This window comes from Pusillimonas sp. SM2304, assembly GCF_031628915.1.
Lineage (GTDB): Bacteria > Pseudomonadota > Gammaproteobacteria > Burkholderiales > Burkholderiaceae_B > Pusillimonas_C.
In genome coordinates this window covers 281,536-294,414 of record NZ_JAVLUJ010000001.1, presented here as the reverse complement: position 1 = coordinate 294,414, position 12,879 = coordinate 281,536, and the positions used below count along the sequence as shown (strand labels likewise).

General features: G+C 60.7%; 11 protein-coding genes. 6 read left to right on the top strand and 5 right to left on the bottom strand.

From position 1 onward, the window contains the following. Positions 1-14: 14 nt before the first annotated feature. Positions 15-1,580, bottom strand: a complete 1,566-nt coding sequence (locus RE432_RS01345; RefSeq protein ID WP_310931421.1) for an acetolactate synthase large subunit — start codon at positions 1,578-1,580, stop codon at positions 15-17. A gap of 172 nt (positions 1,581-1,752) precedes the next feature. Between RE432_RS01345 and RE432_RS01340 the strand changes: the two genes are divergently transcribed. The 6 genes from RE432_RS01340 to RE432_RS01315 are packed head-to-tail and all read left to right on the top strand — an operon-like array spanning position 1,753 to position 8,718. Further along, positions 1,753-2,802, top strand: a complete 1,050-nt coding sequence (locus RE432_RS01340; RefSeq protein WP_310931420.1) for a glycoside hydrolase family 88 protein — start codon at positions 1,753-1,755, stop codon at positions 2,800-2,802. A gap of 2 nt (positions 2,803-2,804) precedes the next feature. After that, complete coding sequence (locus tag RE432_RS01335) at positions 2,805-3,995, top strand: CaiB/BaiF CoA-transferase family protein (protein WP_310931419.1); 1,191 nt, start codon at positions 2,805-2,807, stop codon at positions 3,993-3,995. A 35-nt stretch (positions 3,996-4,030) separates the two neighbouring features. Next, positions 4,031-5,161 (top strand): acyl-CoA dehydrogenase family protein, encoded by a 1,131-nt coding sequence (locus RE432_RS01330; protein ID WP_310931418.1) that lies wholly within the window; start codon positions 4,031-4,033, stop codon positions 5,159-5,161. Between the two features lie 12 nt (positions 5,162-5,173). Then, positions 5,174-6,304, top strand: a complete 1,131-nt coding sequence (locus RE432_RS01325; protein ID WP_310931417.1) for a CoA transferase — start codon at positions 5,174-5,176, stop codon at positions 6,302-6,304. Positions 6,305-6,352: 48 nt separating this feature from the next. Next, positions 6,353-8,029 (top strand): AMP-binding protein, encoded by a 1,677-nt coding sequence (locus tag RE432_RS01320; protein WP_310931416.1) that lies wholly within the window; start codon positions 6,353-6,355, stop codon positions 8,027-8,029. 35 nt (positions 8,030-8,064) lie between these two features. Beyond that, complete coding sequence (locus tag RE432_RS01315; RefSeq protein ID WP_310931415.1) at positions 8,065-8,718, top strand: TetR/AcrR family transcriptional regulator; 654 nt, start codon at positions 8,065-8,067, stop codon at positions 8,716-8,718. Here RE432_RS01315 and RE432_RS01310 read toward each other — a convergent pair. Genes RE432_RS01310 through RE432_RS01295 form a run of 4 tightly spaced genes read right to left on the bottom strand, consistent with a single transcriptional unit; the run spans position 8,688 to position 12,859 of the window. Beyond that, entirely contained in the window at positions 8,688-9,446 is a 759-nt protein-coding gene (locus tag RE432_RS01310) for a GntR family transcriptional regulator (protein ID WP_310931414.1), read from the bottom strand. The two genes, RE432_RS01315 and RE432_RS01310, sit on opposite strands and share 31 nt — an antisense overlap. Further along, positions 9,447-11,024: an AMP-binding protein gene (locus tag RE432_RS01305; protein ID WP_310931413.1), complete on the bottom strand. Its 1,578-nt coding sequence runs from the start codon at positions 11,022-11,024 to the stop codon at positions 9,447-9,449. A gap of 27 nt (positions 11,025-11,051) precedes the next feature. After that, positions 11,052-12,092, bottom strand: a complete 1,041-nt coding sequence (locus tag RE432_RS01300) for a cyclase family protein (protein ID WP_310931412.1) — start codon at positions 12,090-12,092, stop codon at positions 11,052-11,054. Between the two features lie 44 nt (positions 12,093-12,136). Continuing rightward, the gene (locus RE432_RS01295) at positions 12,137-12,859 is read right to left on the bottom strand and encodes an SDR family oxidoreductase (RefSeq protein ID WP_310931411.1); all 723 of its coding nucleotides are present in this window, start codon (positions 12,857-12,859) and stop codon (positions 12,137-12,139) included. Positions 12,860-12,879: the final 20 nt, after the last annotated feature.

The following is a 12,879-nucleotide window of genomic DNA, read 5'->3' as shown; positions in this document are numbered from 1 at the left end:
CGGCCAGGAGGCCTTTACAGTACGACTTCAATCAGATTGGGTCCGGCATTCCGTATGCCGCCTTCCATCGCCTTGGCAAAGCCGGCCATGCTGTCGACCCTTGTCGCAGGCAGGCCATGCCCCCGCGCCAGATGCACCCAATCGAGTTGAGGCGAACCAATAGACAGCATTCGCTGGGCATTGGTGGATGCGGGCGGGCCGCCCATTGCTTCCAGTTCGCCGCTAAGGATCTGATATTTGCTGTTCGCGCAGATGACGACCGTTACATCGAGGTTTTCGCGTGCCATGGTCCAGAGGGACTGTACGGTGTACATTGCGCTGCCATCTCCTACGATGGTGACGACCTTCCGGTCGGGGCATGCGATCGCCGCCCCGGTGGCGCAAGGCAGCCCGTATCCGATGGCTCCGCCCGTGATCTCGAGCCAGTCGTGCGGTCGTGCCATCGCCGCGGACAGTTGCAGTTGCCGGCCAGTGGTGATCGCTTCATCAACGACGATGGCATTGTCTGGAAGCAAGGCGGCCAGTGCGCGTCCCATGTCAAGCGAATTTGGAGCGCCTTCGTTCCATGTCGGCGCCGTGCTGCCGTCGCTAAGATAGGCGACCTGATCCGCTCGTCCAGCGACGGCGTCGTTCAGCATGGCAAGTGCCAGCTCCACATCTTCATCCCCGTTCGCCAGCGTTTCTACCCTGCAGTCCGGGTGAGTGAGAAATCGCGGCTTGCCCGGATAGGCGAAAAACGCGACGGGCTTGATGGCATCGACCAAAATGAGCAAGCGGATGTCCTTCAAGGCTTCCAGCGCGCCATTAATTGGATAAGGGAGTTGCGGGATATTCACCCGGCCGGTGCCCCGTTCCGAACGGGCGTTCTTGTTTTCGGCCAGCAGCTTGCAACCCGTGCGTGCTGCAATTTGTCCGGCCAGCCTGGTTGAAGCGCCACGCATGGCGCGGCCGCCAAGAATCAGGGCGACAGAGCCGGGCTCATAGCCGCCAGATAGAAGCAACTTGGCAATCGCATCGATGATGGTCTGGGCCGGCGTGGGCGCTGGCCTTTGGGGCAGCTTCTGGGCGCCGCCCGCCGGGCTGTCGCCCCATGCGGCGTCCGCCGGCAAGATGAGCGATGCAACCCGCGCAGGCGGACCTGACGCCGCCTGGACGGCCGCCGCGGTGTCGTCAGCGGCAGTAAGCGACGATGCGCAGGTGCGCACCCAGCTCGACACGGGACGGGCAATGCCTTCGATATCGGAAGTCAGCGGCGCGTCGTTCGCAATGTGGTCGTGGGCGTGCTGCCCGATGATGTTTACGATGCCCGAGCGGGCGCGCCTGGCATTATGCAGATTGGCTAAGCCATTGCCCAGGCCTGGCCCCAAGTGCAGAAGGGTGGCGGCAGGTTTCTGGGCCATGCGGTAGTAACCGTCGGCCGCGCCCGTGACCACGCCTTCGAACAAGCCCAGTACGCAACGCATTTGCGGGACCCGGTCGAGTGCCGAAACGAAGTGCATTTCCGACGTGCCAGGATTGGCGAAGCATACCGAAACATCGTTGTTAAGCAAGGTATGCACCATTGCTTCTGAACCGTTCATTCTTCTTTCCTCTATGGATAGTTGCGCCGTGCCGCAGCGCTATTGTCATGAGAAGGGGCCCTGTGCCGTGCAGGATGATTGGCCTGAAAATTACCTGTATTTGCTTGACAGGCCTTCACATCGCAAATAACATGCTAGCCACATAGTATGTATCATCCAAGGAGATGTCAAGATGAATTTGGAGGAGTTGGTCAGGCGCGTGAGCGCGTATGTCAGGGACAATCCCAACGAGCGCGATTGTTGGCAGAAAGCCCCGGCCCTTACCGGCTTGCTGGCGTGGGATATGGAAGAATTCCGGCCCACCGTCCGCAAATGGATCGATCGGGCGGTTGCCACGCAAAAATCCGATGGCAATCTTAGTTACGGTGATTGGCATACCTCCAGCGGAGGGCATATTCGCTCCTTTACGCCGCTTGCGAGCGAAACGGCAGCGGTGGGCGCCCCCATGCTTGATCTATTTGCGCGACACCGCGACAGCCGGTATCTGGACAGCGCCGCCAAGCAGTACCAGTCGCTGTGCGATGCTCCCCGCACCTCTGAAGGGGGGATCTGGTCGCGAGGAGAGGGCCCCGAGCTCTGGATCGACTTTACCTATCTTATGTGCCCATTCATGGCGAAATTCGGCAAGCTGTCAGGCAACGAGGGCGCGATCGACGAGGCGTTCAAGCAGTTCGAGGTACATGTCCGCAGGCTTGTCGATGCTGAATTCAAGCTGGCGCGCCACGCTTGGTGCGAGAAACCCAACCATTTCCCTCAGTCCACTTTCTGGGCGCGCGGCAACGGCTGGCTGTTGGCGTGTTGCGCGGAATTGCTGCGTATTGCTCCGGATCACAGCGGCGCAGCTTTCGTCAAGCAAATGTATGCGGAGGTCCTGGGCGCGATGTCGTCGTGGCAGGATGCCTCAGGTTACTTTTTTCATGTGCTCGACGATCCGCTGTCCAACCTTGAAGCGTCGTCCACGCTGATGTATGCCTACAGCGCAGAGGAGGCGATACAGCTTGGCATACAGGTGGACGGTGTGTCGCAGGCCGAACTGCGCGAAAAGGCGATCCGCGCGTTCACGGTCGTGGCCGGTGGTGTAGAGGCGTCCGGCAAGGTGCCGGGCGTAGCCATGGTACCCGGAGGTCCTGGCGTGCCGTTTGACTGGACGCTGTTCGGCCAGGGGTTCTTTCTGTTGGCGGCCCATGTATTAAGGCCGCATTTGGCCGATCTGGAGATCTGAGCATGAAGGCAAAGAAGCCCGAAAACGAGAAAGGCGGCAACGCAGGCTCGCGCAAGCCGCTGGAAGGCATCCGCATCATCGACATGTCGCGGCTGGCGCCCGGCCCCTACTGCACGATGCTGCTGGCAGATCTGGGAGCAGAGGTCATCGTCGTCGGAGGGGGGCGGGCGGGCAATCCCATATCTACATTCTCGCGCGGCAAGCATTTTATCAAGCTGGACCTCAAGGCCCCGGCGGGGCGCGCAGCCCTGCAGCGCTTGTGCCGTACTGCGGATGTCTTCGTCGAGAGCTTTCGGCCGGGCGTATCCGCTCGGCTGGGGGCTGGGTACGACACACTGAAAGAAATCAATCCTAGCCTCATTTACTGCTCGCTGACCGGCTACGGCCAGGAAGGCGAACTGGCGCAGGAAGCCGGCCACGATCTGAGCTACCTGGCCCTGACGGGGGTGCTTGGCGCCATAGGCCCGCAAGACGGCCCTCCTTCGGCTCCCTTGAATCTGCTGGCCGATTTCGCTGCGGGCAGCTTTATCGCGGCGCTTGGAATCGTGACCGCCCTGTTCGATCGCACACGCACTGGGCAGGGGCAGTATATCGATGCGGCCATGATTGACGGTTGCCTTTCCCTGATGGCCATGCATTGGCCGGTCTGGAAAACGCCTATCCTGCCGGATCGCGGCGACGGCCTGCTTGCGGGCGGTGCTCCCTACTACCGATGCTATCGGTGCGCGGATGGAAAGTACATTTCCGTTGGTGCGCTGGAAACGCAGTTCTTTACCAATCTTTGGAGCACCATGATGGGCACCGCGGTGCCCGATCATATGGACATACGCGTATGGCCCGATATCCGCAACGCTTTCGAGCGCACATTTGCCCAGAAATCACGGGACGAATGGACTCAGCTTTTTGCAGGCAAGGATGCGTGCGTGATGCCTGTGCTGGCGCCTGAAGAAGTATGGGCGCATCCCCATATTGCGCAGCGCCATGCCAATACCTCGCCTGCCAACGTGCCGGTCATTCCCCGATTTGGAAACATGAGCCTGCAGCCGCCCAAAACGGACATCACGGATCGGTCCGACGAAATACTGAGCGCGGCAGGCCTCACGCCTGAGCAGATATCGCTGGCCAGCCCCGAGACGGAGCGGAATCGGATTCCATCTCGCACCTGGCCGCCCAAAATGACATTTTCTAAATAAATGAACAACCCCTGCCGGAAATTCAGGAGATATGCGTGAAAGCTACCCACTATGATGAAGTATACGATTCATATCGCGGCCAGATCCGTCGATTTGCCCTGGAGAAGGTCGCGCCCTTTGCGGCGACCGTCGACGAGGATGAGCGCCCTCCACTGGAGGCTTATGAAGCCAGCTTGGCGCTCGGCCTGCCTGGCCTGCCGTTTTCGGAAGAGTTCGGCGGACAGGATGGGGACGTCATCTCGCAGATCATTACCGTGGAAGAGCTTGCCCGGGTGTGCGCATCCTCGGCAACGACTGTCTCTACATGCTGGATCATGATGCTGGTACAGCGCTTTGGCTCGGATGAGCAGAAGCGCAAGCTCATTCCGCCCGTGGTGCAGGGGCAGCAGCGTTCGGCTTGGGGATTGACCGAGCCCAAGGGAGGCTCCGATCTCATGGGGGTGGTCGCGTCTGCCAAAAAGACGGCGGACGGATGGTTGCTCAATGGCACGAAAAGGTTCATTACCAATGGCGGCTGGGCAGACTGGTACTTGATCTTTGCGCGTACCGAGCCTGAAAAATTCGGGATTTTCCTGGTCAGCAAGCAGGACCAGGGTGTGTCCTTTGGTACGCCCGAACGCAAGATGGGTTTGCGTGGCAGCCCCACTTGCGATGTCATTCTTGAAGACTGCCTGATCCCCTTGGATCGCGTCGTGGGGGACCCGGCAAAGGGCGGGGAATACATCAGGGCCGGGCTTCTGGCCTCCAGGCTGAAGTATGCTGCCCACGGATTAGGCATTGCGCAAGGCGCGCTCGACGAAGCCGTGGCCTATACCCAGGGCAGGGAGCAATTTGGCCGCCCCGTTTCCGACTTCCAGATGATAAAGGGCATGGTGGCCGACATGGCCATGAAGGTGGAGGCCGGGCGCGCACTGCTGATGCACGCCGCAACATTGGTCCTGAATCAGGAGCCAGGCGCCAAGAAGTACGCGTCGATGGCAAAGGTCACGTGCACCGATGCGGCCATGTCGGTGGCGACAGATGCCGTCCAACTGCACGGCGGCTATGGCTATCTCAAGGACTATCCGGTGGAGCGCATGCTGCGCGATGCCAAGATTACCCAGATATGGGAAGGGACGAATCAGATCCAGCGTCTGATGATCGCCAAGGAAGTTTACGCAGGTTAAGTGGAGCGCTTTATGTCAGCAGTGTTGGATGGAACCAAGGTATTGGAGCTGTGCGAAGTATTCCAAGGGCCTCTGGCGGGGCAAATATTGGGCGACTTTGGCGCCGATGTAGTCAAGATCGAGAAGCCGGGCAGGGGGGATTCCCTGCGGCATAGTGATACGGTCGCCACCGCCCAGGGGAAAATGGGCGGGTACTTTGCCGCAGTGAACCGCAATAAGCGCTCCATCTGCTTGAATCTGAAGGAGGATGGCGATCGCGCCGCATTCCTCGATCTGGTCAGCGAGGCCGACGTGCTCATGCACAACTACCGGCCTGGTGTACTGGAAAAGCTTGGGTTCGGTTATGCAGAGCTTGAAAGACTGAACCCGCGTCTGATCTATGCCGCCGCGAGCGGATTTGGCGAGACGGGTCCGCTGAGCGGCATGGCTGGGCAGGATTTTCTCATCCAGTCGATCAGCGGGCTGGGATGGAAGACGACGGCCGGAGAAAATTCGCCTACCTTCATCAATGTGCCGATTGCCGACTACACCTCGGGTGTGCTGCTGGCACAGGGCATACTTCTGGCGCTATTGGAACGCACCCGTTCCGGACGCGGCCAGCAAGTGAATGTCTCCTTGTTCAACGCGCTGATCGCTATGCAGAGTCTTGAGGCATCGACGCATCTGAACTACGGGTACGAAACGCGGTGGTACGAGCGGGCGTTGAACTTCACAGCGGCCGCAAGCGACGGCTGGCTCAGCGTGATCGGCTTCTTTCGCGACAACCCATTGCAGCTGATTTGCCGCGCCCTGGATATTCCAGATCTGTCCGCGAAGCCCGAATGGTGCGACAAGCACGCGCAAGCGCGTCATAAGGAAGAGATTGCCGCTTTGCTCAGGCCGGAGTTTACGCGGCTCACGGTAGAAGAGGCGGTCAATAAGCTTCAGGATGCGGGTGTGCTTGCTGCGCCGATTCTCAGGTTCGAGGAGGCGTTGGCGCACGCACAGACGCGCGAAAATGGTCTAATAACCGCGGTGCCCGTCGAGGGGCAGGCAGACATGCAACTGGTGGCTAATCCATTGAAGCTTTCACGGACTCCAGCCACTGTCCGGCGCGGTCCGCCTGCACTGGACGCCCACCGGCACGAGGTGCTCGACAGATAGTATATTTAACGGTTAATACGGTTTTCCAAGGTGCGCAAGGACATGGATGTGACGATAGAACAGGACAGCTCGACAGTCGTCGGGGCGTCCTTGGCGGTGCCTGACACCATGGATTCAAGCTGGACAGTGCCGGGCATGCTCCGGGACTCCGTGCAGAAATATGGGCCGCGGCCTTTTCTCGAGGTGGTGGGCGGGGTGTCCGAGACCTATGAGCAAACATGGGAAAGCGTTTCGTATTTAGCCAGGTGCCTATCCGCACAGGGGGTACGCCAGCACGGACGCGTGTTGCTCATGCTGGCCAATACCCATCTGGCCGTGCATGGGTGGCTTGCGGTGAACCTGCTTAACGCCGTCGATGTAAGCATCAATACAGGGTACAAGGGGCAAAGCCTAGAGCACGCAGCCAATCTGAGCGCAGCTGAAGTCTTGTTGACCACGTCCGACCACCTGCCTGTCATCCTGCGCTCGGCGCCCCGGTTGACCTGTCTGCGTACTGTGATTCTGATGGACGATGCGTTGGATACGGTGTGGCCCGACGATACACGGTTGGATATCCTGCGCTTTGGCGAGCTTTCTGCCGCTGCGCCGGAATGTGTGTCCGCCCATGTGGCCATGCCGTGGGATATCGGGTCCGTCATCTATACGTCCGGTACCAGCGGACCCGCCAAGGGTGTGATGCTGCCCCATGGCCAGATTTCTCTGTTGGCCAGGTTGTCCGCCACCAAGACCGGCCTGCAGGACGATGATGTTTTCTTTTCTTTCTATCCCATGTACCACATGGCGGGCAAGTTCATGTCGGTGTTGGCCACGCTGTCAGTGGGCGGCAAGGTCGTGCTGGACATCGGCTTCACGCCGGGCGAGTGGTTGAAGAGGATCCGCGACTACGGCGCGACGGTGACCGCTGCGCATGGTCCTATGCTCGAGATGGTTTACGCTCAGCCGGCCTCTGCGTCTGACAAGAACCATCGCCTGCGGCTGATTCGAACGGCCCCCTTCCCCAAGCGGATCGCTGCGGCATTCGAAGAGCGCTTCGGTGTCAGAGGTATGGAAGTATGGGGAATGACCGAGGTCGGCGTCGTGTGCTGGGTCGATCCCCACGAGGCCTTGCGCGTCGGCTGTTGCGGCCGCGCGGATGCAAACTGGTACGAATTCATGGTGGTGGATCCCGTCACCGACATGAAGCTTCCTCCCGGGGAGGTCGGCGAGTTTGTGCTGCGGCCCAAAATGCCTTGGACGATGATGCAGGGCTATCTGGGCATGCCTGAGGAAACCCTGAACGCCTGGAGAAATTTCTGGTTCCACACGGGTGATTGCGGCTATATCGACGCCGAGGGCTATGCCTACTTCATTGATCGCGCCAAGGATCGGATTCGGCGCAGGGCCGAGAATATTTCGGCGGGGGATGTCGAAGCCGCGGCGCTGGCACACCCACTGGTCTCGGAGGCGGCTGCGCTGGGCGTGCCATCGGGATTCGAAGGCGACGATGACATCATGCTCTGTGTGGTCATGAAGCCGCAGGCTCAGTTGGATCACGTTGCATTTCTGCGGTTCCTGGCTGGTGAGTTGCCTCATTTCATGGTGCCGCGGTACTTGCGCCAGGTTGCCTCGCTTCCCCGGACAGTCACCGGCAAGCTGCAGCGCGCCATGCTGAATGGCATGATTTCCGAATCCGATGTCTGGGATAGAAAGCGGGCCGAAGTGGTATTGCGGGACCTGATAAGCTAAGAACAACATAGCAATAAAAAGGAAATGGCATCCTCATGGCAAAAAAGAGACGCGATAGTGAAGAAAGCATAGAAAAGATTGAACGCGCCGCCTTGCAACTTTTTGCGAAGAAGGGCTACTCGAACACCAGCCTTGAGCAGGTCGCCGATATGGCGGGGTTTACCAAGGGCGCTGTCTACTATTACTTCAAGACCAAGGAAACCCTGCTCCTGCATCTGCTTGCCCGCATCCAGGAGCGCTCTATCCAGGCGACTGCCCAGCGTGTGCATGATATGCCGGATGACGCGGTTCAGAAGCTGGAGGCATTTGTTCAACTACAGGCCCAGTGGGCAGCCACGTATCCGGACGATCTTGTGATTCTGGTGCTCACGAGCTTGGAGTTTCACGATGCCGATACACCCGTGCGCGAAGCCATCCGGAACTATTACCGGCTCATGGAAGAGCTGCTGACCGACGTGTTTACCATGGGCAAAAGCAGGGGCCAGATTAATCAGCGGGTCGACGTCACTTCCGCTGTGCTGGCCAATATCGCACGACACGATGGCAATATGTTGCTTTGGCACCGTAGCGGGTGCGATCCCTCGGTGGGCCGAGTGCTCACCTCGGCGGCGCGCCATGCCGTCCGCCAGTTTGGCGTTGACGCCGACCACGACGCCAGTCAGCGCGCGAGCAAATCCAGCTCCAGCTGAACAAACTTGGTCGGGAACTCCAGGCGGGCATAGTAAATGATGATGCCATCGGCGCAGGCAAAGCGGGTCACTTCGGCCACGCTTTCGCCCGGTTGAATGAGCAGGACATTGGCTGACTGGAAGCCCGCGCCGATGATGGTCAGCCGTTGGCGCGATTCCGATACGGTCAGCCCGGGGATGCGCGCAATGACCGAGGCTGCCGCCTGCGCCAGAAAGGCCTGCTTGTGCTTCTGGAACAGCGCATCGTCAATATAGACTTCGCTGTAGCAATAGGGCACGCCATCGCTGCTGTGCAGGCGGCAAAGATACTGGTAGGCAGGCGCGGGGGCGCCTTGGCATGCCATGTTGAATGCGGGCAGCCGCTTGACGGCGTGCTCGGACTCCACGATACGGTGCGTGCCAAGCACGTCGCTGAGCGCGACGGCTTCCTGCCAGTTCGTGGGAATATCCAGCGAGTAGGCGGCGCTGCTGCGCTTTTCTACAAACGTCCCCTTGCCCCGGCCTCTGGATATCAGGCCATCCGCTTCCAGTACGCCCAGCGCGTTCCGCAGTGTCATGCGCGACACCTGATAGGTGCGCATGAGTTCCTCGAGCGGCGGGACCTGGTGGCCGACAGGCCATACGCCCGCGTCCAGGTGGCGCCGGAACTCGGCGGCCAGCTGCAGGTAAAGCGGCTGCCGGCTGCGGCCCATGGCTGCCTGGCTGGCCTTGACGGTGTCAGTGTGCATTCAACATCTCAACATCTCTAGAGCCTGCTCTTGTAGTTTTCCACGCTGGATTTTATTCGAATTGGCGCTTTCCACGACGGGGAAGGCATCCACGATGCCAACCCGCAGGGGCACCTTGAATCCAGCCAGTTGCGCTTTGCAGCGCGCGATGATGGCCTGTTCCTGCAGACGGTGGCCGGGTTCCGCAATGACGAAGGCAACAGGCACGGTCTTGCCTTCGTGCGCCACGCCCACCACCTGGCAGTTGGCGACGCCATCCAGGTTCTCTATGAAGTTCTCGATCTCCAGCGGGTTGACCAGAAAGCCGCTCAGGCGAAGGAAATCGCCCCGCCGGGCATGGAAAACAAAGCTGCGGTCGTCGGTCGTGTGCCCCAGGTCGCCCGTCCGGAAATAGCCCTGTGCGTCGATGGCCTTCGCCGTGGCTTCCTCGTTGTCGAGGTAGCCTTTCATCAGGCTGGGCGTGCTGATCTCGATTTCGCCCACTGTGCCATGGGGCAATATTTCGCCGGTCTCGATGTCGCGTGCGCGGACACGTGCTTCAGGCCAGACCAGGCGGCCGCCCGCCTGTTGGCGTTCCGCCAGGGGGGCGTCCAGCGCCTGGCCCGCGGTCAGCGCCTGCAGCTCGCTGGAGCCATACAGGCCCACCAGCTTGATGCCGGCTTGTTCGGCGCGTTCCGGCAAGTCGTCCAGCGACGGTGCGAAGCTGGCGAAGCCCGCCACCCGAAGGGATGGGAATGGGTTGTCCTGGTTTCCGGCGGCATCAAGAATCCGGTCGAGCAATTCGTTGTTGGCATAGGTATGCGTCACGTGGAACTGTTGAATCTGCCGCGCGCATTCGGCTGGGCTCAAAACGGGTGACGAAACCAATGGCGCCCCGGCGGCCAGCCCGCCCAGCGCGGTCGAGAAGCCGAACGCGCCGCACAGGGGCGCCCCCAGCAGTACGGCGTCGTCCGGCCCGATGCCGAAGTAACGCGCAACATTCTGCCCATGGCTGATCAGGGTCTGCTGGTCGTGGACGACGAGCTTGGACTGCGACGTCGTCCCCGAGGTCGTATAGACCAAGGCATAGGCGTCGCCCGGTGCCTGGGGCGCATCTTTCAGGGCATCCGCGGGGGCGGGCAGCGCATAGCTGAAAGACGCCGCGCCACGCACCTGTTCCAGGCCGGCCGATTCGCCTACGACCATGACGGCCTTCAAGCCCTTGAGCTGCTCCGGCTCGACATCGTCCAGAATCTGCTGGAAGGGCAAGCCCTTGAAGGTCGGCCACATGACCAGCCATTGGCACTTGCCCCGGGCAAGCAGGTCGCCCACTTCCCGGCTGCGAAAGCGCGTATTCATGGATACGACCGTTATGCCCAGCCGCGCGCACGCCATGAATGTCGCCAGCCAGGCGGTGCAGTTGGGCAGCCATAAGGCCAGCCGATCGCCTGCGCGCGCGCCTTGGGTGTACAGCAGGCCGGCAACACGATTCGACTCGGCCAGCAGTTCGCTGTAGCGAACGGGCTGGTCGACATCGTAGAAGGCAATGGCATCGGGGCGTTGCGCGGCGTGTTGTTCAAGCAGTGTCTCAAAATTCATGGCGTAGCGTTATTCAGCGTCAAAGATTTATACGGTGGCGATCGGCGTGACGGGAGACCCGACGGCGCCGGGCAAGCGCAGGGGCGGGGCGGTCAGCAAAAAGCGATTGCGTTGATTGGCGCTTAACCATTCAGCCAGGTCGCGCAGATACCAGAGCTCGGCCAAAGGCAAGCCCAGCTTGAACAGACAATGGTGGTGCAGGGGCAGTAAAGACTTCTTCTTGCCCTCGCTGCGGGCCGGATAGGCCTCGACGGCGTAGTTGTCCGCGCAAATGGCGGCGATGCCGCTTTCGGTGATCCAGTTCAGCAGCTGAGTGTCCGCGCCATCGAGCACCGCGCCCGAGTTGTGCAGCTTGTCGCCATCCGGATTGCCGCCCATTTCCAGGACGGTCTCTGCAAAACCGGTGCGCAGCACCAGCATGTCGCCGGCTTCTACCTGAATGTTGTCCGACTTGAGGATGGCGGCAAGTTCCTGGTAACCGATGAGCGTGCGGCCATGACCGAAATGGCGTACGAAATCCACCATGACGCCCCGGCCTTGCATGCCTTTGACGGCAAAGTTTTCAATGCCGAGCTTCTTGGCGCCGAAGCTCGTGCCATGATCGCAGCAATGGGCTCCTTCCGCATGGGCGGGCGCATCGGGGATGTCGGCGCCTGCCTGGTAGCCGTTGTAGTAAACCTTGCGTGGCTGTCCATTGCCGTCCACGTCGAACTGCGCGCCCACGTGGGCCAGGGCGTCCCATTGCGTCGAGTATTGCAAGGACAAGGTGACCTGATCATCGCTGAGTACGTCGATGGACGTGGCGTCCAGGTTTTCCATGGGGAAGTTCATGTAGGGGACGCCGTCGCGCTCGGTTGCGGCCAGGCGCGGCGGTTTGCGGCGGGGGTTCAATACCATGCCGCCCGGCAGGTCCAGGGGAAGGGACAGGCAGAATACCTTGCCTGCGCGTACCTCGCGCACCCCCTTGAGCACCTGTTCCTCGGCCAGCAGGTTGACGCGTCCCAATTGGTCGTCAGGCCCGAAATCGCCCCAGTTCGACCCTTCCGGGCGTTGTGTCCAGCGTGTCATGCGTGTCTCCATTGTCTATACGTTAGATGAATGATGTGTTGCGTTCAGGCGGCGCCGATCGTGATGCCGCCGCAAACATAATGGGTTTGGCCCGTGACAAAGCCGCAGCGCTCATCCATGAAGTAGGCGACGGCGTGCGCCACGTCTTCCGGCTGACCGATTCTTCCCACCGGGATGCTGGCCAGAAGTTTCTGCGTGGCTTCGTTTTGATCGTCGTTGGCCCCTTGAAAAAACTCGGTGGCGATCGGCCCCGGCGCAATGGCGTTGACTGTAATGTGGTCGGCGGCCAGCTCAAGCGCCCAGGTGCGGGTCATGCCGATAATGCCCGCCTTGGTGGTGCTGTAGAGCGTACGCGCGGGCTTGCCCAGCGCGGCGCGTGAACCGATATTGACAATGCGCCCGCGACCCAGCGCGCGCATGCCGGGAAGCAGAGCCTGGGCGCACAGTATGTTGACCTCGAGATTCAGGGCCACCGCCTGGTGCAGCTGCGCTGTGTCCACGTCTTCAAGGCGGCCGGTGGGCACATAGCCCACGTTGTTGACCAGCCCGTAATAATGGGTTTGCGAGGTAATTTCGGCCATGGCTTGCTTGACTGCATTGCGCTCGGCCAGGTCGACCGTGTAGAAAGGCATGGCTTCCGGCCAGTCCGCGGGGCGCGTGCGGGCGATGCCGGTCACGGCGTATCCATCTTGAATCAGGCGCTCGCAAATGCTGCGGCCAATGCCGCGGCTGGCTCCGGTGACAAGGATGTTGGGGCGATTTTCCATAGCGTGACAAACCTCGAAAG